This window comes from Thalassotalea sp. PP2-459 (assembly GCF_001913705.1).
Classification (GTDB): Bacteria; Pseudomonadota; Gammaproteobacteria; order Enterobacterales; family Alteromonadaceae; genus Thalassotalea_C; species Thalassotalea_C hakodatensis.
Genome location: NZ_MKQD01000043.1, coordinates 1 through 26437 on the forward strand (window position 1 = coordinate 1; position 26437 = coordinate 26437).

Here is a 26437-nt window from a genome sequence, read left to right on the forward strand (position 1 = left end):
TACAAGGATGTAGCTTATTAGAGAACGCAGGAGCACGTTCTCCTGAATAACCATTCTCTGCAATCAACGCCGTGCCTCTAAAGCGTTTAATTCTTGCTGAATGACCGAATATTTATGCGAATTGGTATAAGTCAGGTTTTTTATTCCTTTAAAAATTATGTTCATGCCAGCAGTATTAGCATGCAGCGAATGATCATCACCAAACGTTATTCATTTTGTTCTATCAGAAAAAGTGATTTACTAAAGGTAAGATGAATAATGAGCCAAAAGCTTTTTAACCTCGAACATTTCTAATGTTGGGTTTTCTAGAAAAATATAAATAAAAGCCAGTAACCATAAAAAAGATAGGCGTTAAGCTAATAACTAACCAAAGTAACTTTATCGGCCAACCAATGAATTCACCGACATGGAAAGGGTACCTAAAGTTCCATACTTGTGTAACCCAATTGGCTCTACTTGCATCAAAGTATTCAATAGTTTCACCGGTACTTGGAACCGCCCAAACCCATGAATTTCCATGTGCTTCTGCCGGTTGTGTGTAACGTAAACGGATAGGTTCAGTTCGTTTTGAGGGAATATAAATACGGTAAAGTGACGCATGAGGAAATACCTTTTCCCCGCTTTTCAATGCTTGATTTATTTGCAAACGTGTTGTGTTGCTCTCACTGATGGTTGGTTTCTGTAATGTTTGTATTTCACCGACGAATAGCCCATTGAGTAAAGTTTGTATAGGGCCACTCCAGTGAAATGCCATGCCGGAAATAGCGATGAATACTAACGGTAGCAAAGCGATCACGCCTGTGACGTTATGCAATTGGGCATACTTTGTTTTAGCTTTTGCGTGCCACCGAACTTTCAATCGCTTTAAGGGTTTTTTGGGTTTAAACCATAAGTAAAAACCAAGGATTAATTGAACAACTAAACAGAGACTTGCAATTGACATAAACACTTTCAAAGGTTTATTTGCATTATCAATAGCTAACCAGCGATGAAAAGCCATTAAAAAACCGTAAAATGTTGAATAATAATCGTATTGATGGATCACTGATTGCGTTTGAGGGTCAACATTCATGTAAATACCACTTGCTAACCGAAATTGCCAAGGTGCGGAGGGGTCTTTAGGTAAAGTAATTAAGCTGACGTTAACCGTGTGTTGTTGTTCAATGGTAGCAATGAGTTGCTCAACGTTAATAGTTGTTGGGGGAGGGCTGATTGTCCACTGCGCAGGGAAAAGTGTACGTTGAATATCTTTTGCATAGAGTAATAGAGCACCAGAAATTGATAGCGTTAGCAGAAATATTGCGCTAATGAGTGCAAGTGTTAAATGTATTCGGCGTAGCAGTAATTTCATGGTTATTTGTTTTTACCTAAGAAATGTTTCCCCTGCTGAGTAAACATTGATGCTCAGCAGGGGAATGTTCACTTAAAACTGGTAGCTAACACCCATGGTTACAGTTGTACCTAGCCCCTTTAAGTTATAGCCATTGTAACTATATACTTGTGATCGCACAGGGTAGTAATCTTTATTTAATAAATTCTCTACACCCGCAAATAGCTGCCAATCACCGAGTTGATGATTGGCTGAAAGGTTTACTGTGAAGTAGCTATCAATAGGCCCTTGATCGCCAACCCATTCACCATTTTGTTGTTCAAACTTATCTCTATCAGCAACATAGAGTAAGGTAGCCAGCAGTTGTGTATCTTGATTTGGTTGCCAGTTAACTTGCAGGGTGGCTTTAGGAGAGCTTATTTGCTTACCCCCTAAGTGCTCCTTAGTAGCCGTATTTGTGCCTTCAACTTTACTGGCTGTCGCATTTAACTTCAACGTATCGCTGATATGATAACTTATCGTCGTTTCAAGGCCCCATATCTCTTGTGGTGCTCTTACTGGCATGTATACCCCAGTGACAGGGTCAAATTGGTTAGTTGTTCCTAATTCTGAAGTACTGCGATAAGCTGAAAATTCGATGCGAACATCGTCAAAGTTACTGGTAAAACCAAGCTCGTAATTGTCAATTACTGATGCTTCAGTACGAATATCTGCAATATCTGAAACAGTAGCTGTTCTTAGTAAACGACCAATATCAGAAATATCAGCACCTTGAGAATAACTTACAAAAGGTGAGAAGGCTTCGTGATAATTATATTTTATGGCGAAGTTATACGTTGTTGCGTCGTAATTTAACGTATCACCTTTTACTTGCATTGCTACTGAACATTGGCTGGGTGTTCGACACAACTTGAGCGTTTGGTAGTCATCAACCTGTAAATCAATGCTTTCGCTACGAATACCAGCCTTTACGATAATGTCGTTATTGAAGTGCCATTTAGATTGTAAGAAAAAGGCTTGGTTCTCCATATCCATTTCAGGTACCCACATACGGCCATCTAATAGAGGTTGTGATGTGATATCTTGCAACATATCCATGCCGTAAATAAAGGTAGCGGCGAGGTTTTCAAAATCAATTAGGGTATTAAACGTTACGCGCAAACCTTCTTTTTCAGACTTAATCATCGACTGTCCGCCGTCATAACCTTCATCTTGGTTAGCTAAATTTGATGAAAAGAAAAACACATTTTCGATGTCTTGCTTATAAGCATCAAACGTTAGTGCGGTATCAGCAAAAATATTGTCATCGGTATATTTCAACATAATGTTGTGATTACCGCGAGGTCCCTGTGGAGCACCGATTAAACGTTCACCGTTCGGTGATTTTATTGCATAAGTTTTTTCGCCAGTATTGATACTTCCAACCACATCGACTAAGTCCGTTTCTTGTTGTGATTCATAGTAGTTATAGGTCAGTTGAGCACTTTTCTCATCATCAAAATAGTAGTTAAACTTGGTAAAAAGATTTTCAGTAACGGCATCACTTAAACCGTATTTTAACCCTAAAATATCACCTTCAGCATCACGTTGAACGCCATTTTCTTCATAGCTTGCACTAAGTACATAGGCAAACTTATCTTGTTGGCCGTGGATATTTCCTGCTATACGGTGTCCAGCACTATCTTTAAGTTTAACGGCACTGAATCGGCTAGAAAGACTTATCTTACCAGCGAATGTTTTATCGGTTGCTGCTTTTTTAGTAATGTAATTGATGATACCGCCAGCGGCACCGTTACCAAAAATTGAAGTTGCACCTTTAATGACTTCAATTCGCTGGATAACTGAAGCATCAAGGGTTCTGATCCCTAAAGCGCCGTTTCTCAGTGGTGTAGATTGAGGCACGCCATCAATCATTACTAAAGGGTTTCTACCACGTAATGTTTGTGCAGAATTACTTGAAGTGCCTGTGCTAGGTGACATACCAGGAACAAGTGCTGCAAGAATGTCTTGTAACTCAGGCGTAATCTTCATTTGCTGTGCTATTTCTTGCTGTGAAATGATGGTTACAGTAGCAGGTACTTCATCAAGGCTTTCTTCAATGCGACTTCCCGTCACAATTACTCGTTCTATCGCGTTTTCATCAGTCTGTATGGATGCGTCATCGAATGCTATAGCTGAAGGAGAAATAAGAGCTGCGATCATTGTTAGTTGAAAAGGTAAGGTTTTCATGAAATTTGAGTGATTGTTAAAAATTTCGTGGATGATATTGCAAATCGTTATTATTTACAACCGCAAATAAGATTTTTAACGTTGTCTGCTTTCAAAGAAAGCGCAATGTATTGGCCGGAAAATACAGGGCTTTCTAGCTTGCTTATTCCATTTGCTGTAAAATTTATTGTCGCTTTTATTCTAAGGATTGATATGACTATTTTGTCTATGATTGTTGCGCATGCAGCTGACCGTGTTATTGGCAAAGATAATGATATGCCGTGGCACTTACCTGCTGATCTCGCTTATTTTAAAAAAACCACGCTTGGTAAGCCTGTGATTATGGGCAGAAAAACGTTTGAGTCGATAGGTCGACCATTACCGGGACGTTTAAATATTGTTATTTCTCGTGATCCCTCTTATGAAGCTGATGGGATCACTTCGGTGACTTCTATTGAGCAAGCACTAGATACGGCAAAGGGTGTTGAAGAAATAATGGTCATTGGCGGTGGCGCCATTTATCAACATTGTTTACCGAAAGCCGATCGTTTGTATGTTACTCATATAGATGGTCACATTGCTGGTGATACTCGTTTTCCTGAGTATGATAACGGTTGGCAAAAAGTGAGTAGCGAAACACGTGCACCAGATGATAAAAATGCCTATGCACTAGATTTTTGTGTGTATGAACGGAATTAAAGTACTATTCGTTGCTTAGTTTTTGTTCTTTGGCGTATATTTTAGAATTAAATGTTAAGTTCACCCAATGTTATTACGTCTTAAATAATACTCTATGAACACGGGCAAATAGGATTCACTCAGGATAAAAAAAGGCACCTTAGTAGGTGCCGTTTTATCAAATACATACCGATTACAACTTAAATTCTCTAACCGATTGCTGTAGTTCCTCGGCTAATTGGGCAACCTCACTACTTGATTGCGCGGTTTGCTGAGAGCCGGCTGTAGTTTGCTCAGCAATAGCAACGATAGATTCCAAGTTTTCACTGATTTCATGGGCAACCGTACTTTGCTCTTCAGCGGCACTGGCAATTTGTGAACTACGATCAAAAGCTTCATGTACGGCATGGGTAATAACTTCTAGCGCTTTTTCCGCTTCACCGCTTTGTACAACACATTCAGAGGCTTGTTTCTTACCTGTCTCCATCACAGATACCGCTTTCTCAGCACCGGTTTGTAGTACTTCAATCATGTTTTGAATTTCTTGGGTAGACTCTTGCGTTCTACTTGCTAATGTTCTTACTTCATCGGCAACAACAGCGAAACCACGACCTTGTTCACCAGCTCGTGCGGCTTCTATAGCTGCGTTTAACGCCAGCAAGTTGGTTTGCTCTGCTATTCCTCTAATTACATCAAGAATACCGCCAATTGAAGCGCTGTCTTGCTGTAGTTTGTTAATGACTTGCGAGGCGTCTTCTACTTCACTTGCTAACTGCTCGATGGTCATACGGTTGCGATTAGAAATACCTTTGATTCTTTCTGCTTCATCATCGGCTTGTTTGATTTCACCCAACGCATCATTGGCACTTGAAAGTACGCTTTGTGAGGTACTACTCATTTCTGTGGTTGCAGAAGCAGCTTGTTCAACCTGTGTGCGTTGTTCTTCAATCGCTGTTGTGCCTTGTGCTGTTACTGCTGATGTTTGTTCGGCTGCGGTTGCAAGTTGCGTAGAGCGACTCACGATACCCGTAATTAGGTTACGTAGGCTGTCAATGACGGTATTACAGTTGCGTGATAATGTTGCAAACTCATCTTTACCTGAATCATCAAGCTTCCGAGAAAGGTCGCCAGAGGCAACAATATTTAGCATATCATTAACGCGTGAAAGTGGGCGTGTGATACTGGTTAGCACGAAAAATGCGATACCAGCAGCTAAGGCTATTGATATTAACATTATCATCCAGGTAACAGTTGTACCGGTAGAAACAGATTTTTCAACTAATACACCAGCTTCATTGGTGGTTTTGTTTGCTAGCTCAACTTGGGTGGCAAGTACACTTTTTGCTAAAGCAATGTTTTGATCTGCTGCTTCTAATTGAGCCGTTGCTTGTTCGCGGGCATCTAATTGTGCATTTTTGATGGTAAAAATACTTGAACTACCCAGCAAAAGATCGTCGAGGTGCTTTTCGATACTAAGTAACTCATCAGAAATCCCACCAGCATTATTTAAGGTAAGTTCGTTGCTAATTTCACGTATAACGCGTTTAGCATTTTCATAGCCAGTTAAAATTTGGCTTTCTACTAGCTCGGTTGCTTGGGTATTTTTTAGATCTCGATATTCAAACGATGAAGCAACAATTCCGTTTAGTTGAAATTCTAGTTGCTCCCCTAAAGAAACTGCTCGTTGTAATTTAGTGTCGGCTAAGTCATGATCGGCTAAATCGAGCATGAGCGTTGCAGCATCGTCAGCTTTTTCTTCAAGTACATCAATGGTATCTAATGCAATATTATATTGTTCTATTGCTGTTTTACGATTACTAAATACGGCATTGATATTTGATTCTACATTCGCGTGTATATCACTAATTTTCGTTAAATTAGCAAGTAATGCTTTTTCTTTACTAACGATGTTTTTTAATTTCTTATGTTCAGCGATAAACAATTGGTTGATAGTATTAAAACGTTCTAGGTTATCAGCTAAACCAGCTAATTCTGTTTGATAATAACCGCGTAACGTTAGGCCTCCTATTTGACTAAGCTCATTTGCAAGGGTTGTACTTGAGCTCAGCGTTGGGATAGCAAGCTCACTCTGTTTGAGTGTTGCTTGATGAATATTATTTAAATTACTTAAAGAGATAATACTTGTAAGAACGAGTAAAACAGCAATGATGGAAAATCCACCAATAATTTTTACTTTCACAGTCAAATTCATTGAGACCACCAATAGTTAATTTGGGTGTTGATACAAAAAGTAGGTATTTTATTTGTTATTTATGCCTATATCGGCACCTTGCCTACTTTCCTTAACAGCTAGTATAACAAGCTTGAAATGAATTACACCTTTACTTGTTGCTTTACGTTAGTTTTTTATGGCTTGCTGTCTAAAGTATTGTTTATCATGCCAACGAAGTAAGGTCAATTCCCCACCCCAAACACAGCCAGTATCAAGAGCATAAATATTTTCTACAGGAACATCACCTTCTAATGCTGCCCAATGACCGAAAACCCAATGTGCTTTTTTTAACTGGTTTGTTGTTTGACAAAACCATGGGCTTAAATGCTTTGGGGTATTTTCAGGAGAGCTTTTACAAGAAAAATCTAAACTGCCGTCTTTATAGCAATATCGCATACGGGTTAAGGCGTTTATGGTATAGCGAAATTTATCTTCTTTAGTTTTTACATCTTGCCAATTATTGGGGGTTTCTCCGTACATAACAGAGAGCCAATAATTTCTTTTCTTACCTGATAGTTTTTTGGCTGCAAAGTTAGCACACTCAATGGCGTTTTTAATTTCCCATTGAGGAGAAAGACCAGCGTGTGACATATAAACTTGTTCATTGGGCAATTGTCGCAATAAAGGTTGCCGGGCTAACCATTCAATCATATTTTCGATTTCAGGTGCTGATAACAAAGCGTGAAGCTTGTCTTTATCTTTTGCTTTTTTTAACCCTGCATAAGTGGCAAGTAAATGTAGATCATGGTTACCTAATACTGCCTTTACTGAGCTTTCTAATGACATTAAATATTTTAGTGTGTGGTATGAGTCGGGCCCTCTTGCCACCATGTCACCTGCGATCCATAATTCATCTTTATCAGGAGAGAACGCAACTTGTTTAAGCAATAAACGCAATTCTTGATAACAACCTTGTATATCACCGATGAAGTACGTAGCCATAAACGTTAGTGTAAAATATTGGGTGTTGCCAAACGAAAGATAGGTATATTGACTTTCAATGGGGCATTGTTGTTATCAATCATTTGATAGTGCCCCTGCATGGTACCAACAGGCGTTTTTAAAGCACAGCCGCTGGTATAAGTAAACTTTGCACCACTGTTAATAATTGGTTGTTCACCTATCACGCCTTCACCAACAACCGTTGATTTTTCGTCGTTCGCATCAGTGATCAGCCAATAGCGAGATAATAACTTTATTGGAACCTCTGATTGGTTCTCAATGGTAATGGTGTAACTGAATACATAGCGTTGATCACGCTCACTTGATTGTTCTGTGAGATAATGGGTATCAACGGTAACGATTACTTGCTCTGATTTATTGGTCATTGCTTGGGTGGTCAACTAAATAATTGGCTAAGGCGATATATTGATCTAATGATATATTTTCTGGACGTAAACTTGCGTCAATCCCTAACGATTCAATCGCGTCAACGTCAATAAGTTTTTTAAAGCTGTTACGAATTGTTTTTCGACGTTGGTTAAAAGCAGTAAGGCACACTTGGTTTAATGCTGACAATTTTTTTACAGGGTTGGCTATTTCTTTGTGAGGCACTAAACGTACAATTGCTGAATCAACCTTTGGTGGTGGTTGAAAAGCTTCTGGGCCAATTTCCATCACAGGAATAACTTGACACTGATATTGAGTCATGATGGAAAGTCGGCCGTATGTTTTGCTATTAGGGCTCGCGGCCATTCTTTCTACAACCTCTTTTTGTAGCATAAAATGCATGTCTTTTACTGCATCGCGAAAGCTAAGCAAATGAAAGATAAGTGGTGTAGAGATATTGTATGGAAGATTGCCAAAGATTTTTAACGGCTTATCTGCTTTACAAATCGAGGTAAAATCAAATTTTAGTGCATCTTGCTCGTAAATGGTTAGGTGCTTGGCTAGAAATGGGTGATGTCTTAATCGATGCGCTAAATCCCGATCAAGTTCTACGACGGAAATATCACCAGCTCGTTCTATCACAGGTTCTGTAAGAGCGCCTAAACCGGGGCCAATTTCTACCAGGTTTTCACCGGGCTCAGGATTAATAGCATCAACAATTTGGCTGATAATTGCTTGATCATGAAGAAAGTTTTGCCCGAAACGTTTTCTGGCTTGATGACCTAAATGGCTATTTTTACTCATTGATGTAAAACATACCTATTTTCTTGAATTATGATTATTAGCAAGTTCAATGGCTGTCGAAATTGCTTGGCGAAAACTACCTGGGTCTGCCTGATTTGTACCTGCTAATTCAACGGCTGTACCATGATCTACAGACGTTCTTATAAAAGGTAAGCCTAGTGTAATGTTGACTGAATTGCCAAAGCCTTTATATTTTAATACCGGCAAGCCTTGATCGTGAAACATGGTTAAAATGGCGTCGGCGTCTTGTAAATATTTTTCGTGAAAAATTGTATCAGCAGGTAGTGGGCCTATTAGGTTCATGCCTTGCTCGCGAAGTTCATCTAGAGCGGGGTTCATTATATCAATTTCTTCTCGACCTAAATGACCATCTTCACCTGCATGGGGGTTAATGCCACAAACATAAATTCTCGGAGATTCTATCCCAAATTTTTCAATTAAATCGTGATGCAGAATTTGGGTAACTTTCTGCAGACGTTCATGGGTAATAGCTTTTGAGACATAAGCAAGCGGAATATGTGTTGTTACCAGTGCAACACGTAGTCCTTCTGTTGCTAACATCATAACGACATCAGAACAATTTGCTTGATGCGCAAAGTATTCAGTATGGCCGCTAAAAGCAATACCAGCTTTGTTGATCAGCCCTTTATGAACAGGCCCCGTGACTACAGCGTCAAAATCGCCACTGATGTTTTTTTCACAAGCAATGCGTAATGTTTCTACGACATAGTGGCCATTGGCAGGGTTTAGTTGTCCGGTAATGCAAGGCGCTTCCAGTTCAACAGGTAAAATTGTCATCGTTCCGGCTTGATGTGTTATTGCTGGTTGGTCTTCGTTGTATGATAAGAACTCAATATCAATATTGAGTTCTTTTGCGCGTGCTTCCATAAGTGTTTGAGAAGCAACAACGACGATCTGCACTGGCCAATCTTGTTGGGCAATTTGGATCATCAAATCTGGACCTATGCCAGCAGGTTCTCCTGGCGTTACCGCGATACGATTTACCATGGTTTAAATTACTCCAGTATCTCGATATAAGCTTCGTCGCGCATTTCTTTTAACCAACGAGCACTTTCCATTGAATATTTACGTTTGTATAGCACTTGATAAACGCGGTTTTCATTCATTTGTTGAGTTGCATCTAGCGTTCTTCTCCCGGTTAACTCCGCAATATGCCAACCAAATGAAGTGCGAAAGGGTTGAGAGACTTCATTCACGCTTAGCTTAGCTAAGGTGTTAGAAAATGCGGGGTCAAATGATTTTGGATCTGTCCAGCCTAACTCTCCACCTTTCACTGACGTTGGGCCATCTGAATATTCTTTTGCCAGTTCTGCAAAGTCTGCTTCGCCTGAAACAATTTGTTCACGAAGATTTTCTAATGTTTCCTTGGCCTTAGCTTCACTTAAAATAATAGTGGGTTCAATCAAAATGTGTCTTGAGTTGACCTCTTCAACCTCCATGACTTGGCGACCACGAATATCTTGAACTTTTACGATACTAAAGCCTAGTCCTGTTCTAATTGGGCCTAATATGGTGCCTTTATCTTTACCGTCAACAAGCTCTGAAAACAGGGTTGGTAATTCATTGATACTACGCCAGCCTAAATCGCCACCTTCTAAGGCATTTGAACCGCCTGAAGACGCGATAGCAATGCGGGTAAAATCTGAACCGTCATTTAGTAGTTTTAGCACTTTTTCTGCACGGGTTTTTGCAGCATTTATGTCATCTTGCGAAGGCTCAGGTGGAAATTCAATTAAAATGTGGCCTAAGCGATACTCAACGTCATTGTTGGTTTGCTCTTTCATCACAGCAAGTAAGTTGGTGACTTCTTGTGGTGAAATATAAATGCGGCGACGTACAGAGTTTCGTGTTACTTCACCACTAATAAGTTCTTGGCGAGCATTTTCACGGTATTTTTCATAATCTAAACCTTCACTGATAATTGATTGACGAAATTGCTCTAGGGTCAAATTATTATCTTGCGCAATTGACAGTATGGTTTCATCGAGTTGAGCATCACTTATTTGTATACCCATACGCTCACCTAATTGTGCCACGAGGTTGTCATCAATTAGCTTTTCAGTGACTTGCACACGTAATGCTTTATCACTTGGCAATGTTTGATTTTTCTTTGCCGCTTGTTGTTTAATCTTACTTAGAAAATCTTGAATTTCTGATTCTAACACCACACCGTCATTAACAATCACGGCGACGCTATCTAATTTTACTTCTTGAGCTGATGCATAGCTGCCAATAAAGGCACAAGCCAATACAAAAGATTTTAATATGGTTTTCATTAATTATATTTCTTCGTTTAATTGTTGAGAAAATAAGGGCGTTTGTAACCAAAGATACTGTTGTTAAACATTTCAGTTGTGTCTATTGGTTGTCTGTTACCGCCTAATCCTTTTATGATGAACTGTATCATGAATCCACTATCAAATTCATCGCGGTTTTGCTGAAATTGATTTTGCTCATCAATATTTGAGTTAATATGTCGGTGAAAAGCAAAGCGAACCGCCCAGCAACAGCTTTCATATTGTAACCCTGCATAGCTTTCTAAGCTTCGTTTATCTTTTAAATCTTGTGTCACACGACCCACAAACTGCCAGTTTTTATTTACTGCGACACTTGTCAGTAACGAAACTTGTTCAAGCTTGCTACCTGAGACATTTTTGCTATAGCGATGGTTCAATTGAATTGTATTATTATTGTTAAAAACATAATCTAATGAGCTTTGGCTTCGATTGGTTGAGTTTTCTTTTGTGTTGTATTGAATGTCGCTACTAAATTGCCAATTTCTATTCAAACTTAAGTACAATTCACTGGCTAGTGCTGATTCACCTGATGAGGCGATTTGCTGATTGTTGTGGCTAACATGGGTATCATTTAAATAAACAATGCGACCGACACTTAATCTAAATTTTTCTGTATTGTCATTATCGAGCAAACGACTGGTGATACCCCACGAATATTGATTTGCTTGCGCAATCCTATCTAAACCACTAAAACGTCTATCACGAAAAAGGCCATCATAGTCATCTTGTAATGTTGTTGTATCGTAAACGCCAATTGCAGATTGATCTTCATCTGGAATATATAAATATTGTAGTTGTGGCTCTAGGGTTTGGGTGAAAGCTTGATCGAAATAGGTAATGTTACGGTCAAAGTTCATTCCGCCATGTAAGCGAATTTTAGGCAAGGTTCTACTCACTGATTTTTCTAAACGATTAAATGCCTCTGTTCGGGTTTGATGGTAGTTGGTTTGTAACACTCTCAGTTCAGAGTTAAGAAACCATGCAGGTGTTGAAATCGGTAACGTGAGGCCTGCTTCAAAATGATATCTGTCTGCTTCAGGCAATGTCAGATTATTTGACGTAAATCGGGTAATTTCAGAATAAATATCAAACTCGGCATGATAAAAGTTAAGAGGAGTAAAATGGCTAAACTCAATATGGGGTAAGGTTTGATAACTCGTTTGGTGTTCACCTAATACTTCAAAATCTTGAAGTTGCAGCTTGGTAAACCAGTTATCGCTGAAATATGCGATTTCTCCTATTTGATACAAGTAGGCATCGTTTGAATTGTATTGCTCGCTTTTAATATCCACAAGGTAGTTATCGTCACTAATTGTAGTGTAATCAACGTAAGCGCGAATATTTTCAGAAATAGTCCCTACATGTTGAATACGTGCTAAAAAGCGTTTATCGTCATTATTTAATTCATCATCTTTATTTAGATATTCAATATTTAATTGACCATTTTGCTGGCCTGATAAATATCGGAATTCAGTTAATAGTTGTAGGCCACGTTTAGACATGTATCTCGGCGTGATAGTGGCGTCCATATTAGGGGCAATATTCCAATAAAAAGGTGATTCAAATTGAAAGCCGGTACGTTGTGAGGAAGAAAACTTCGGATAGAGAAAACCCGATTTACGTTCATTCGAAACAGGGAATGAAAAGTACGGCACATAAAAAACAGGAACGCCGAATAGTTTAAAGCGTGCGTTGTAGGCTTCACCGTGGTTTTCATCGAGTGAAATACTGATTTCGCTGGCTTGAATTTGCCAATCAGGCACCTCGCCATAACAAGTAGTAAAATTAGAATCAACTAACGTTAAAGTACCATCGCCGGTGACTCTAATATTACCAGCACTACCGTGACCTGGGTTACCTGCCAGTTGGTAAGAACTTTGCGTTAACTCGGTATAGTTTTGTGATTTGCTAGCATCTAACGATGAGGCAAAAATATCAACCGTTGGGTTTTGAAAGTGTATATTACCGGTGGCCGACAACGCGGAAGTTGTTCTATCAACAAATAATTCATCAGCTGAAATGGCTTGTCCTTGTCCTGAAAGGGTTACCCCACCGATAAATTTGGCAAATTTTTCTCGCTTAATATGCGTAGACTTTGACCATATGTTATAAGTATCGCTGTTTAATGTTTCAGAACCATCAACAATGGTAGGGTAAGTTGGAAGCGGGCAGCTAGCATTGATATTTTGTATGGAATCAGCAGTTTGCGCTAACACGTTTAAAGGAAAAAAATATGTCGTTGATATGACCAACAATGTCCGGAGAAAATGCATTAATGTTCCGATAAGTAAAATGGCTTGTTAGGTATCACAAAAATTCATATTATTTTACCCCTAAAGTTGTTAATAATATAGCAATTTTATCTAATGAAACATTATTATAGCGGTATAACGAAATATAAGTACATATAGCGATAATGTGAACCCAATAAATAAACGGTAATTCGTCTTTCCTGATTATTTTTTCATTATATTAATTGTATTAGTCAGCAGTAGGAGAAATTTTTGCACGACGTAAGACATGATCAGCTAACGGATTGGTTAGCTGAAAAACACAAAAGCAATCAAGTGACACTGCAGCCTTTAACTGGAGATGCGGGGTTTAGACGATACTTTCGGTTTCAATTAAATGAACAATCTTTTATTGCGGTGGATTCACCGACCCAGTATTGCAACAATAAAGCGTTTGTTCAGATGTCAAAACGTTTAGTGCAAGCAGATATTCTACAACCTGAAATTTTTTATCATGACAATGAAAAAGGCTTCTTTTGCTTAATGGACTTAGGGGATATTTTACTCGCTGATGTGTTATCGCCAGATACTGTGATTGAGTATTACCAGCGTGCGATTGATCTTTTGCCTGTTATTGCAATGCTTCCGCAAGAAAACTTACCGCACTATGATGCTGATTTTGTGAGAATGGAACTCGATATCTTTACACAATGGTTGTTAAAAGAGCATTTAGATATCACCTTATCACCTGAAGAACGCCAGTCACTAGCAACCTGTTTTGACTGTTTAATTGATAATGTATTGGCACAACCTCAAGTTGTGATGCATCGAGATTTTCACAGTCGAAATTTAATGTGTTATCAACAACAACTAGCGGTAATTGATTTTCAAGATGCAGTTATCGGCCCTGTTACCTATGATGTCGTGTCATTACTTAGAGATTGCTACGTTAAATGGTCAGATGATGTTGTAGAACAAGCATTGAAATATTTTATTGCTCACTATGGTAAACAATTAACAGGAGAGAATATATCTACTGCGCAATGGCGTCGATGGTTCGATTTAATGGGAATTCAACGTCATGTAAAGGCGGCAGGAATATTTGCACGATTAAAGCATCGCGATGGCAAGCCTAGTTATGTGAAGGATATCCCGTTGACCTTGCATTATATTGTTGACGTGTGTCAGCATTACCCTGAGCTTGCATCACTAAAACAATTAGTCATTGATAAAGTATTACCGCTTGTTGAGCACAAGGAAGCTAAATGAAGGTTATGATTTTAGCGGCCGGCCGCGGCGAAAGAATGCGACCTTTAACCGATAATTTGCCTAAGCCAATGTTATCAGTAGCAGGAAAGCCATTAATCGTCCATCATATTGAAAAATTACGCAAAGCAGGTTTTCGTGAATTTGTTATAAACACTGCTTGGTTAGGCGATAAGATAGTGGCATGTTTAAAGGATGGTCGTCAATTTGGTGTATCCATTGTCTATAGCCATGAAGGAGAACAAGCACTCGAAACTGCTGGCGGTATATGCCAAGCACTGCCAATTCTTGACGATAATAACGCACCTTTTTTAGTGGTGAATGGTGATATTTACGTTGATTATCATTTTAACGATATCCCGAAGTTATCAGAACAAACACAGGCACACTTATGGCTAGTGGAAAATCCTGAACATAATCCTTTAGGGGATTTTAATTTGGAAGATGGGCAGGTGAAAAATAATGGAGATACTGCTTCTCGATATACATATAGTGGCATCGGTATTTATCGTGCAGGCTTATTTTCAACCTGTCAAAAAGGTCAGCCAACGAAGCTAGCACCATTGTTGCGTGATGCCATTAATCAACAGACGGTAACGGGTAGTGTGTTACCCAGTAACTGGACAGATGTGGGAACTCCTGAACGGCTTGCTTTACTTAACAAAGAATTAGAAGGTTTTTATTAATGCGTATATGGGGCAAAGTACTTGGTTTTTTATTTGGTTTTATGCTGAGTAAACATTTAATCGGTGCATTATTAGGTATGTGGCTGGGACATCGCTTTGATAAAGGCGTGGGTTTCGATTTCGATCGATTTGCAGCGCAAGATGAAGAAAGTAAACAACAAACTTTTTTTTACACCACGTTCACCGTCATGGGGTATATCGCTAAAGCCAAGGGTCGAGTAACAGAGCATGAGATCGCATTTGCTAGTGCCTATATGAATAAGCTTGGTTTAACTGCTGAAATGAAGAAGCAGGCACAAGATGCGTTTCGTGAAGGTAAATTGGCTGGCTTTCCTATAGAAAAACAATTAACAACGTTCAAAAAACGTTGTGGTCACCGACAAGACTTGCTGTTAATGTTTGTGGAAATTCAGATTCAAGTTGCGTTTGCTGACGGCAGTTTAGAGCAAAGCGAGCGTGAAGCTTTGCATGTAATAGCAAAAAAATTAGGTTTTTCGGCACGTGATTTAGATAAGTTGCTTGAAATGATCATGGCAGGAGCACAGTTTCATCAAGGTGCAGAACAAGGGCAGTCACATCAAGAACAACTTGAACATGCCTATAAATTGCTAGGAGTTTCCCCTTCGGCATCGGCTCAAGAAGTAAAAAAAGCGTATCGTAAACTCATGGCTCAGCATCACCCAGATAAACTTGTTGCAAAAGGCCTACCACCTGAAATGATGGAGTCTGCAAAAGAGCAGGCACAAGACATTCAGGCGGCGTATGAGTTGATCAACAAAAAGAAAAGTTAGCCATGTGTTTACGACTTATCTGAGCGAATTACCACCCGAGTGATGTTAGCCAACCTTTAATTTGTGTTGCTAACGCATTGGCATCGTAATAGCCGGTAGTGAAGTTAAATAAGGTGGTCTGTCGATATTGAGACTTTGCAAGTTGTTTAACGTACTTGGTACGTAGAGCCACATTACGAGGAACCTGAAAATGATCAGCTTTCAAAGAAACATCAAGTATAGGTAAGGTTAAGTCAGTCAGATGTTCTGCCGCAATTTGTGTTTCTTGTGTCGTTGGCATGTAAGCACTTAACATGATATAGGCATTTGGTTTAGCAAATTCAGGCTGCTGTAAAATTGACAAAATTTGTGCAGCATTTTGCCCTTGTGCAATTAATATGATGATCCCAGGAAAGCTTTTTGCCTTTTCAATACTTGCGGCGATTAATGGGGCTAGTTGTTGTTGATATTGAGCCAACTGTTCGGCATTTTCTGTTGCTTTAGCTGCATCGTCGAGCGCGTTTGAAGGATAGTTTTCAGGCTTATCAAGCGGTTGTAAACTAAATGTTGTCCATCCTTGTTTTGGCAATATTTTTCGTAATTCGTTGATGGCTTGAGGGCTCGTCGCCGGTTGTTGCCATTCTGGTATTAAAATAGCAATTCCTTTTGGTAATTCGCTATCATGGGTAGTCACTAAGGCAACGTGTTCATTATCATCGACCATAATATTTTCATATTCACCTTCTGGTAAATAATGCTTTAAATCTAACGCATAAATTTCAGGCAATGTTTTAGGGAGTGATATTTCGGCTTTTTCAGGTGATTGTTGTTCATTAGTTACTGTTTCGGCATCAGCCTTGTTCGTCGTTTTTTCTGAAGCCTTTTCTGGTGTCGATTCGCTAGTGTTTTGTTGCGTTTCTTGTTCTTGGTTTTCTTGGCTGAACGAACGGCTAGAAATAGCTGAGCTAGCAACAATAAAGCTGATGATAACAGGCAAAAGTACTGCTTTTGTTAGTATGCCCATTACGATTCCTAATAATTATATCAATTGGTACTATATCGACACTTTAACGAAAAACTGTTGTTAAAAACAAGCTTACCGTTTCAGTTGATTAGCTAACTTCTTATCCCGAGCACCAATAAACTGTTGCAAAAATAAACGCGAAAGGTCAACAGACCCCAGTATCAAAACGGGCAATCGGCTCCGATGGTTAGCATTCTTTGCTGAACTGGGTGGTTAAATGTTAGTTCACGTGCATGTAATAATAAGCGGTTACTCATACTTAGTGCTTGTGAGTGGGCATACAATCTATCTCCAAGTATAGGGTGACCAAGGTACAACATATGTACGCGTAACTGATGAGAGCGTCCAGTTATCGGCGTTAACTTAACTAAACTGGTTTGCTCGTCTGCACTTAGTACTTGGTAATGGGTCAGTGCCTTTTTACCAATCTCGTAGTCTATCTTTTGTTTTGGTCGATTCGGCCAGTCACAAATTAATGGTTGATCAATGGTTCCTGTTTCTTGCTCTGGATGACCAAAAAGACGCGCAAGGTAGTATTTTTGCGTTAACCTTTTTTCAAATTGTCGGCTAATTTCTACATGCGCGTGTTTATTTAATGCCATCAGCATGACACCTGAAGTTGCCATATCTAATCTGTGTACAATGGTAGCAGTTGGTAGTACACGTTGAACACGTGTTTGCAGACAGTCTTTATGCTCAGGTAGTCTTCCTGGTACAGAAAGAAGGCCACTTGGTTTATTCACCACGACGATATCATTGTCTCGATACAGTATATCAAGGTAAGGAGATAACGGCGGTGAATAAACAAAGTCAGGGTTTGCGCTCATCGTTAGTGAGTCACCACGATTAAACGTACTGCTTCGAATTTTAATTGTGCTTTTTCAATATAAGTCGTTAACTCTTGCTGTTGCAGACTAATAAAATCTAACTCTTCTTGACGAACACTTGGATTGATAGCTTTTAACGCTGACAGTCTTTGCCATTCTTGTGTTAGCTTATCTGTCATTAGTGATTTGGCTGAAGTGATAAGCGAGTCAACATGCGATTTAGCATGTGTCTCAGCTTTTTCAATCAGCGGAGATACTTGCTCTTTCAATGCTTTTATTAATTGTAAGGCAACCTGCTTTTTAACCGGAATGAGCTGTTGATCTAATACCGCTTCGCTGACTTTATCAGCAAGATTATTACCCTTTTTATCAACCAATACACGAATTGGGGTGGTAGGTAAATAACGCTTCAATTGCAGTTGGCTTGGCGCTGTTGCTTCAAGAGTGAACATACATTCTAGGAAGAATGTACCTGCAGGTAGTGCTGGGTTTTTAAGTAATCCAATACTTGAATTACCGACATCATCAGAAAGGACTAAATCAATCGCACCTGTTACCATGGGGTGGTCCCAAGTGAGCAAATGATAATCTTCACAAGCTAACGCGGTATCGCGATGAAAAGTGACTGTTGTGCCATCATCAGGGAGACAAGGAAAGTTACCGCTTAACATATGTTCTGTAGGCTGTAAGGCAATAGCATTGTCTGCTTTGTCATCTTGTCCTATGCCAAACACGTCAAATACTTGAAACATAAATTGCGGTAAACGGGTATGGTTATCTTGCTGAATAATTTCATCAACTAACGTTTCAGCTCGGCCTTGTCCCGAAGAATTTAATTCTAACAATTTATCTCTGCCAGTTTCTAACTCTACCTTTATTTGTAAGTGTAATGTATGACTGTCATCAACAAAGTGTTTGATTGATGCATCGTCAGCAACTGGCGAAAATTGTAAGTCTATTAATTGTTCTGTTTGAGCTTCATATACGGAACGACCGGTAACACATGTATGCTCAAATGCGTTTAATCCTTGGTGATACCATTGGAATAAAGCGCTTTGCATTGAATGTTCAAAATAAGGCACATGTAAATTAACGGTTTGTGTTTGGCCGATTCGATCTAATCGTCCTATGCGTTGTTCGAGTAAATCAGGATTGGTTGGTAAATCAAATAACACTAAGTGATGGGCAAACTGAAAGTTCCTGCCTTCACTGCCAATTTCTGAACATAATAATACTTGGGCACTGTCTTCATCTTGGGCAAAATATGCCGCTGCGCGATCTCGTTCGAAAATGCTTAACCCTTCATGAAATACAGCTGCTCTGATGCCTGCTTTTACTCGGAGGGCATTTTCTAATTCAATGGCGGTTTCAGCGTGTGCGCATATCACCAGTAATTTTTCTTTGTTTAGATCTTTTAATAAAGTCGTTAAGTAATCAACGCGAGGGTCTATGTCGTACCATTGTTCAACAGACGCTAAACTGTATAAGCGTTCTGGTGTATTAATAAATTGTGCTTGTTTTTTAGCAACTAAATTTTCTCGGCTGTCTGATAATAAAAAATCTTCAATGCTTTCTTGATATGCTTGTGGCATGGTCAAAGGCGTAGCATGAAGCTTTCTTTCTGGAAAGCCTTTGATGGTATTTCGGCTATTTCTAAACAGAATGCGACCTGTACCATGCCGATCAAGCAGCTGATTTAATAATGTTTTACGTGCTTTCGATTGCTGCGCTTCATCCCCATTGAGATCAGCAAGTAGTGCACTGATATCACTTTCAGCCAGCAATGAAGTCAAAACTTGTTGTTGCTCATCATTTAATGCGGTTTCAGCAACAAGCGCGTTGGCAGCATCAGCTACTTCGGTGTAATGCGTTTCTTCTTCTGTGAAGGTTTGATAATCATAAAATCGATCAGGGTCTAATAATCGTAAACGAGCAAAGTGACTTTCATGACCAAGTTGATCTGGCGTTGCTGTTAAAAGTAAAACACCAGGAATTGTTTGAGCAAGTTGCTCTACACAAAGATATTCGATGCTTGCGTTATCAACTTGCCAATTTAAATGATGAGCCTCGTCAACGACCATTAGGTCCCATTTTTCTTCAATGAGTGCTTCATACCACTGTGGTTGTTTAGTGATAAAATCTAGATTTACTAACACTAATTGTTCAGAAGAAAAAGGATTAACTGTTTCACCTTCATCACCTGAGTTAGCAATTTCTTGGCAACGTGTTTCGTCGAAAATGCTAAAGTGGAGATTAAAACGACGTAACATTTCAACTAGCCACTGATGAGTTAGCGATTCTGGCACAATAATCAATACACGTTGTGCCCTACCAGTAACCAACTGTTGATGAATGATTAACCCGGCTTCGATGGTTTTACCTAAGCCAACTTCATCGGCTAATAATACCCGTGGTGCAAATCGGCTGCCGACTTCATCTGCGATATATAGCTGATGTGGGATTAAACTAACGCGGCCGCCAGTTAAACCGGTAAGTAATGATTGTTGTTGCTGGAACTGATGTTTGAGGCTGTCTTTTCTTAAGCGAAACCAGTCTAACCTGTCGACTTGACCATTAAGTAAACGGTCATGGGGCTTATTAAATTTAATAAAGTGATCAATCATCACTTCTTTTAAGCTTTCTGATGCTTCGTTATCAGTACGGATACCGTGGTAGGTTAATATCCCATTGGTTTCTTCTACATCATTAACAGATAACTGCCAACCTTCGTGGCTAGGGATGATGTCGCCCTGCTGGAAAATAACGCGAGTTAGTGGTGCGTTATCGATCGCATATTTTCTGATATCTCCGGTCGCGGTAAACATAATTGAGACAAAGCGACCTTCGACACTGGTGACTGTTCCTAATCCTTGGTCTGATTCTCCATCACTAATCCAACGTTGACCCGGCTGAAACGACATAGAAATAAACTCCAAAAAAATGCGATGCAAAAAAGGGGCGCTATGGTAACGTTAATCATAGCGCTGATCATCTAATTTTTCTGAAAAATGGTGATTTTTATTAGGTTTGCTCAAAGAGTGTTTATTTAACGCCTAATTCTTTTAACCGTTCTAATAAATAGCTTTCTTGCGTGTGGCGTTCTGATAGAACCACTTCGTCGCGCGGATGCAGGAACAGCGGTAAAGAAATGCGAGATTTCTTAGCTTCTTCACCAGATGGATTAATAACACGGTGACTTGTTGAAGGGAAATATCCCTTTGAAGCCTCCTGCAGCATATCACCAATATTGATAATTAATTGTCCGAAATCTGCCGGTACGTCAAACCATTTTCCATCTTTAAGTTGCACTTGTAAGCCTGGTTCATTTGCTGCGGGTAAAATAGTGATTAAATTAATATCTTCATGGGCAGCGGCTCTAACTGCTCCGGGTTCTTCATCACCTGACAATGGTGGATAATGTAAAACACGCAACAAGGTATTTGGCGTATTATTAATCATAGATGAAAGCGGTTCAGAATAAAGTTTAGCGACATCTTCAGGGCTATATTGCTCAATCCAGTCAAGTAATTCAGCAGCGAGTGAACTTGCAAGTTTATAGTAGGTGAGTATTTCTTCTTTTAATGACTCAGGAATTCTTCCCCATGGATAGACATGATAATACTCTTTGATGTCTTTTTTCTGATGGCCTTTGGCAGTCTCTGATATTGCAGGCGCAAAATAGCCATCTTGGGTTGCAGGATCGAAAGCGTATTGCTCTGGGTCACCATGTTGAAAAAAGTCATACCAATGTTGGTAGATTGATTCAACCAGTTCTTGTTTTATCGGATGGTGCGTTAATACACCAAATCCAGTATCTCTTAAACTTTGGACGAAACGCTTTGGCGCGTCTTTTTCACGGTAATCGACCACTTGAACTTGCATAGTGAAAACTCATTTTGTTGCTGTACTTTTTTTAGTATATCAAAACCTGTCTAAATGGTCAGGTAAAGTTTTTAAATAATCATAGCGTAAAGCTATCTAGAATAAAAAACATCGCTATAATGAAAAGATAATGTATTGAATCTAGGAAGAAAAAACTAATGAAATTGACTGTAGTAATCGCGTTAATTATAAACGGCATGTTAACAGCTTGTTCAAGCAATTCTGAAACGTGTGAAGACATTACATTAGCGACTGAACAAATCCAAGAGTGTAAAACGTTACAGGGTAAAATTGATGCAGCGAAAGATAAACCTATTATTCGCACGGAATTAGAACGTCGTTATCAGCAAGACTGTGTTGAAATGCGCTACTATCGCGACAGCCAGCAAGATGCTATTTGTGGTAACAAAGAAGAAATGCAAGCGTTAGAGGAGAAAGGGGTAAATAATTAAAATGTTATGATTATCAACGATAAATATTGATCAAAAGACTAGCTATACCAATTAGAGGTTTTGCTAAAGTTATGATAATTTAATGATATATGAGTAATAAATCATCAAGTGACGCTAATTCACTACCAAATAATGATCATGCATTAGCAAAAGAGGCATTGTCATTACTGGAAAAGTACCGAACGCTGGAAGGGCGATATACTGCGTTATTTACCCTTAATCAGCTTTCGCATGAATGTGCTGATCTTCATACCTTTTACCCACAAGTACATAAAGCAATCGCGTCAATTATGAACGCGCCAAATTTTTACATTGTGATGTATGATCAAACATTTAATACCTTAAACTTTGTTTATGATATTGATGAAAAAGACAGTTTTCCTTCTGGTCCTGTTGATTATAACGACTGGTTAGGCTCAATGACTAGTTATGTGATTGAAACAGGTAAGCCTTTATTGGTGACGCCAGAAAAAATGGATGAAATGCAAAATCAAGGTTTGCTGACAGCGGTGGGCACTATCGGAACTGATTGGCTAGGAGTGCCTTTAATTTGTGATGATTTGGTGATTGGCGTCATGGCGGTACAAAGCTATAACGAAGAAACACGTTATCAAGAGCATGATCTTGAAATGCTAACTTTTACTGCACAACATATCGTGACTGCCATGACACGACTTCAAGATCGAGAGCGTTTACAAAAAGCCGTAGATGCGCGCACTCATGAATTGATGGAGCAAATACGTGAGCGAGAAAAGTCTGAGTTATTACAAGAATCTCTCTATCGAATTTCTGAATTAACTAATGATGCTTCAATTGATATCGAAAAATTCTATGCAATGGTGCATAACATTGTCGGTCAACTGCTAAACGCAGAAAATTTTTATATTGCTAATTTTAATCGTATTAAAAATACCATTACATTTGTTTATTACTCAGAGCAAGATTCTGAAGATCTGGTTGAAAAGTTTTCACCACGCAAATTTTCAAATGGTTTAACCGAGTTAGTCATTAAACAAAAAGACACCATCCTTTTGAATAGGCAGCAAATATTTGATTTGTATGAAAAGGGCGAAACAGCGAAGCCACAGACGAAAACTAAATCTTGGCTTGGCGTGCCTTTGATGCAATCGGAAGAAGCAATAGGGGCAATGGTTATTCAGAGTTACCAAGCAGGCATTATTTTTAATGAGAATGATGCCGAGCTGCTTAACTTTGTTTCACAGCACGTTTCCACTGCCATAAAACGACGCGAATTGGCACTGTTTGAGCGGCAAACACAAGAGTTGCTTGAGCAACAAGTGAAGTTGCGTACCGTTGAACTTGAAGAAGAAATTAAACAGCGTCGTGCCATTGAAGAAAAGCTTAAGCATGCTGCAACCCATGATGGATTAACAGGGCTGGCCAATAGAGCTGTATTTTTAGATTTGTTAAATCATGCCATTGCATGTTGGGTAAGAAAACCAGAGCTGCAATTTGCTATCTTATTTTTAGATTTAGATCGCTTTAAAGTGGTCAATGATAGTTTAGGGCATCATGCGGGAGATGTGTTATTAAAGAAAGTTGCTGAAGGCTTAAAAGATATCGTACGAACCAAAGATACCGTAGCACGACTTGGTGGCGATGAATTTGTCATATTAATTGAAGATTTAGTTGAACAACAAGAAGCTTATGATGTTGCTGAACGCATTACCGCGTTTCTTTCTACGCCTTTTTTGATCGAAAACCAGCCAGTTTTCATTGGCACTAGTATGGGAGTACTTTTTAATGATGAAAGGTACCAAGATGCTGAAACCATGCTGCGTGATGCTGATATAGCTATGTATCACGCAAAAGATATGGGAAAAGGACGTTATGAAGTGTTTGACTCTAGCATGCATAAGAAAGTGCAAAATGCGATGACATTAGAGGCAGATGCTCGTGAAGGAATTGATAAAAAAGAATTTTTCCCTTACTTTCAACCGATTGTACGCTTATCCGATAAAAAAATTGTTGGTTTTGAAGCCTTAGCAAGGTGGCAAAGTGAGAAAAGAGGTTTTGTCATGCCGAACGAATTTATTTCGCTCGCAGAAGAAACGAACCTTATTTTGGCATTAGATTTACAAATCATGGAGAAAGCGTGTTTTCAATTAAAACAATGGCAACTAAAATTTAAACGTGATGATCTATACGTGAGTTGCAATTTATATGGCAACCACTTCTTCGATCCTAATTTACCAACTGACATTGCCGCTATTTTGATAAAAGTTGGTATTAAAGCTAAACATTTACGGGTGGAGTTAACTGAAAGAGCGCTGCTTGAAAATAGCGACATGGTCTTAAAAAACATGAGAGCGCTAAAAGAAATGGGTGTGAAAATACTACTAGATGATTTTGGCACTGGGTATTCTAGCCTAAGTTATTTACATCGTTTTCCTATTGATGTGCTAAAAATTGATCGCTCATTTATTAATAATATTCATAAACAAGGCAACCACCAAGCGATCATCAAAACCATTATTGATTTAGCAACAAATTTACAAATGGGGACCGTTGGTGAAGGCATTGAATACCTTGCTGATGCAAACCTACTTTTGCAAATGGAGTGCATGTATGGCCAAGGTTATTATTTTCATAAGCCTATGCCTGCTGCGGCTATCGAAGAATGTTTAGGTTAGTGTTAGCCATTTTTGTAACCTAGATAACACACCTGATTTTTCACTTACTTAAATGCTTTACGAAATCGCTCGATAATTATCGGGGAGGTGCCTTTTAAAAATGCTACTCATTAGTCTTTATGCGAATTGGTATTAAATGAGTAAAAATATTTTGGTAAAACCCTGAACATATAAATACTGTGCGGCATTTGATTGGCGCGTAGCCGCTACGAGATACTGGATAAGCGCTGAATCACTTGTTGGCGAAAGTCTTTGGTTTTCCTTATAAAAGAATTAAAAAAGAGACGTATTACCGTCTCTTTATGTACCGATAAATTGACTTTTGACTATTCAGTTAGCACAAAATCTAAAATACCTAATGCTGCTTTTCTACCTTGATCCACAGCCGTAACAACTAAGTCTGAGCCTAATACCATATCGCCACCGGCAAAAATATTTTGCGCGGAAGTTTGTAACGCAAATTCACTCTCTGCATTGGCGACCACGCGGCCTCTTTCATCAAGCGAAACGCCTGCATCTTGCATCCATTTAGGTGGGCTTGGTAAAAAGCCGAATGCGATCACTACAGCATCAGCCTCCATAATAAACTCACTTCCTTCAATTGGCTCTGGTCGGCGGCGACCTGCTTCATCTGGTGCGCCTAGTTGAGTTTTCACAAATTTAACACCACATGCTTGGCTGTTTTCATCAACCGCAACATCTAATGGTTGAATATTAAATTGAAAGTCGACACCTTCTTCTTTGGCATTTTGCACTTCACGAGGGCTACCAGGCATGTTGGCTTCATCACGTCGATAGGCACAAGTAACTTCTTTTGCCCCTTGACGAATAGAAGTGCGTACACAATCCATAGCAGTATCACCACCACCAAGCACAACTACTTTTTTATCAGTAAAACTGACATACGGTTTTATGTTTTCAGTGATACCCATAATGTGTTGCGTATTAGCAATAAGGAAATCAAGTGCGTTATACACACCTGGAGCACTTTCGTGTTCAAACCCCCCGGTCATATCGGTATAGGTACCCATACCAAGAAAAACAGCATCGTAATTATCAGTCAGTTCACTAAATGGAATATCAACACCCACATTTACATTGAGCTTAAATTCAATTCCCATCCCTTCTAGAATACCGCGACGACGTTTGACGACATCTTTTTCTAATTTGAAAGAGGGTATACCGAAGGTTAATAATCCACCAATTTCTTGGTGTTTATCAAACACGACACAGTCAACGCCATTACGTGTTAATACATCGGCACATGATAAACCAGCTGGGCCGGCGCCAACAATAGCAACCTTTTTTCCCGTGGGTTCAACATCAGAAAGATCTGGTTTCCAACCTTGCTCAAATGCGGTATCAGTAATATATTTTTCAATATTACCGATGGTAACTGCGCCGAATTCATCGTTTAACGTACATGCTGACTCACATAATCTATCTTGTGGACAAACACGACCACACATTTCAGGTAAGCTATTCGTTTGATGACATAGATCTGCGGCTTCAAAAATTTTGCCTTCGGTGACCAGTTCTAACCATTGTGGAATGTAGTTATGTACTGGACATTTCCATTCACAATAAGGATTGCCACAATCTAAACAACGGTCTGCTTGCCCTGAGCTTTGTTCGCTACTCAGTGGATTGTATATTTCAACAAAATCGATTTTTCGTTCATCTATTGGCTTTTTCGGCGGTTCGATGCGATTTACGTCGATAAACTGGTATACATTTTTACTCAT

At 39.2% G+C, this 26437-nt stretch carries 20 protein-coding genes; 6 read left to right on the forward strand and 14 right to left on the reverse strand.

Annotation, left to right across the window (positions count from 1 at the left end; genetic code table 11):
- Nucleotides 1-274: 274 nt before the first annotated feature.
- The gene (locus tag BI291_RS09825) at nt 275-1351 is read right to left on the reverse strand and encodes a PepSY domain-containing protein (RefSeq protein WP_074498587.1); all 1077 of its coding nucleotides are present in this window, start codon (nt 1349-1351) and stop codon (nt 275-277) included.
- 72 nt (nt 1352-1423) lie between these two features.
- Nucleotides 1424-3559 carry a TonB-dependent receptor gene (locus BI291_RS09830; RefSeq protein ID WP_074498588.1) on the reverse strand — a complete coding sequence of 712 codons (2136 nt, stop codon included), beginning with the start codon at nt 3557-3559 and terminating at the stop codon, nt 1424-1426.
- Between the two features lie 192 nt (nt 3560-3751).
- On the opposite strand from BI291_RS09830, the gene folA reads away from it, so the two are divergent.
- Nucleotides 3752-4237 (forward strand): type 3 dihydrofolate reductase, encoded by a 486-nt coding sequence (gene folA, locus BI291_RS09835; protein ID WP_074498683.1) that lies wholly within the window; start codon nt 3752-3754, stop codon nt 4235-4237.
- Nucleotides 4238-4409: 172 nt separating this feature from the next.
- Here the strand turns inward: folA and BI291_RS09840 are convergent, their stop codons facing one another.
- From BI291_RS09840 to lptD, 7 genes are all read right to left on the reverse strand, one after another.
- Nucleotides 4410-6428 (reverse strand): methyl-accepting chemotaxis protein, encoded by a 2019-nt coding sequence (locus BI291_RS09840; RefSeq protein ID WP_074498589.1) that lies wholly within the window; start codon nt 6426-6428, stop codon nt 4410-4412.
- Nucleotides 6429-6575: 147 nt separating this feature from the next.
- A complete protein-coding gene (locus BI291_RS09845) occupies nt 6576-7391 on the reverse strand; it encodes a symmetrical bis(5'-nucleosyl)-tetraphosphatase (RefSeq protein WP_074498590.1) in 816 nt (271 codons plus the stop codon).
- A 5-nt stretch (nt 7392-7396) separates the two neighbouring features.
- Nucleotides 7397-7777 (reverse strand): Co2+/Mg2+ efflux protein ApaG, encoded by a 381-nt coding sequence (gene apaG, locus BI291_RS09850; RefSeq protein WP_074498591.1) that lies wholly within the window; start codon nt 7775-7777, stop codon nt 7397-7399.
- Nucleotides 7767-8582 carry a 16S rRNA (adenine(1518)-N(6)/adenine(1519)-N(6))-dimethyltransferase RsmA gene (gene rsmA, locus BI291_RS09855; RefSeq protein WP_074498592.1) on the reverse strand — a complete coding sequence of 272 codons (816 nt, stop codon included), beginning with the start codon at nt 8580-8582 and terminating at the stop codon, nt 7767-7769. The genes apaG and rsmA overlap by 11 nt, the downstream gene beginning before the upstream one ends.
- A 15-nt stretch (nt 8583-8597) precedes the next feature.
- Nucleotides 8598-9590, reverse strand: coding sequence for a 4-hydroxythreonine-4-phosphate dehydrogenase PdxA (gene pdxA, locus BI291_RS09860; RefSeq protein ID WP_074498593.1), 993 nt, complete (start codon nt 9588-9590; stop codon nt 8598-8600).
- Between the two features lie 8 nt (nt 9591-9598).
- On the reverse strand, nt 9599-10879 hold the full coding sequence (surA, locus tag BI291_RS09865) for a peptidylprolyl isomerase SurA (protein WP_074498594.1): 1281 nt from the start codon (nt 10877-10879) through the stop codon (nt 9599-9601).
- Between the two features lie 17 nt (nt 10880-10896).
- Nucleotides 10897-13173 (reverse strand): LPS assembly protein LptD, encoded by a 2277-nt coding sequence (lptD, locus tag BI291_RS09870; RefSeq protein WP_074498595.1) that lies wholly within the window; start codon nt 13171-13173, stop codon nt 10897-10899.
- 231 nt (nt 13174-13404) lie between these two features.
- Between lptD and BI291_RS09875 the strand changes: the two genes are divergently transcribed.
- The 3 genes from BI291_RS09875 to djlA are packed head-to-tail and all read left to right on the forward strand — an operon-like array spanning nt 13405 to nt 15874.
- Nucleotides 13405-14400, forward strand: a complete 996-nt coding sequence (locus BI291_RS09875; protein WP_074498596.1) for an aminoglycoside phosphotransferase family protein — start codon at nt 13405-13407, stop codon at nt 14398-14400.
- On the forward strand, nt 14397-15083 hold the full coding sequence (gene murU / locus BI291_RS09880) for an N-acetylmuramate alpha-1-phosphate uridylyltransferase MurU (protein WP_074498597.1): 687 nt from the start codon (nt 14397-14399) through the stop codon (nt 15081-15083). The genes BI291_RS09875 and murU overlap by 4 nt, the downstream gene beginning before the upstream one ends.
- On the forward strand, nt 15083-15874 hold the full coding sequence (gene djlA / locus BI291_RS09885; protein WP_074498598.1) for a co-chaperone DjlA: 792 nt from the start codon (nt 15083-15085) through the stop codon (nt 15872-15874). Before murU ends, djlA begins: the two co-directional genes overlap by 1 nt.
- Nucleotides 15875-15902: 28 nt before the next feature.
- Here djlA and BI291_RS09890 read toward each other — a convergent pair whose 3' ends face one another.
- The 4 genes from BI291_RS09890 to BI291_RS09905 form a co-directional block, all read right to left on the reverse strand.
- Nucleotides 15903-16877, reverse strand: coding sequence for a DUF3530 family protein (locus BI291_RS09890; RefSeq protein ID WP_074498599.1), 975 nt, complete (start codon nt 16875-16877; stop codon nt 15903-15905).
- 161 nt (nt 16878-17038) lie between these two features.
- Complete coding sequence (gene rluA / locus BI291_RS09895; RefSeq protein ID WP_074498600.1) at nt 17039-17704, reverse strand: bifunctional tRNA pseudouridine(32) synthase/23S rRNA pseudouridine(746) synthase RluA; 666 nt, start codon at nt 17702-17704, stop codon at nt 17039-17041.
- Nucleotides 17705-17706: 2 nt separating this feature from the next.
- Nucleotides 17707-20625, reverse strand: coding sequence for an RNA polymerase-associated protein RapA (gene rapA / locus BI291_RS09900; RefSeq protein WP_074498601.1), 2919 nt, complete (start codon nt 20623-20625; stop codon nt 17707-17709).
- Nucleotides 20626-20746: 121 nt separating this feature from the next.
- Complete coding sequence (locus tag BI291_RS09905; protein WP_074498602.1) at nt 20747-21586, reverse strand: 2OG-Fe(II) oxygenase family protein; 840 nt, start codon at nt 21584-21586, stop codon at nt 20747-20749.
- Nucleotides 21587-21744: 158 nt separating this feature from the next.
- On the opposite strand from BI291_RS09905, the gene BI291_RS09910 reads away from it, so the two are divergent.
- Both BI291_RS09910 and BI291_RS09915 read left to right on the forward strand, forming a co-directional pair.
- Nucleotides 21745-22038 carry a hypothetical protein gene (locus BI291_RS09910; protein WP_074498603.1) on the forward strand — a complete coding sequence of 98 codons (294 nt, stop codon included), beginning with the start codon at nt 21745-21747 and terminating at the stop codon, nt 22036-22038.
- Nucleotides 22039-22127: 89 nt separating this feature from the next.
- Nucleotides 22128-24692, forward strand: coding sequence for an EAL domain-containing protein (locus tag BI291_RS09915; RefSeq protein ID WP_254849557.1), 2565 nt, complete (start codon nt 22128-22130; stop codon nt 24690-24692).
- Between the two features lie 326 nt (nt 24693-25018).
- On the opposite strand, the gene BI291_RS09920 is transcribed toward BI291_RS09915, so the two are convergent.
- Nucleotides 25019-26437, reverse strand: coding sequence for an FAD-dependent oxidoreductase (locus tag BI291_RS09920; protein WP_074498604.1), 1419 nt, complete (start codon nt 26435-26437; stop codon nt 25019-25021).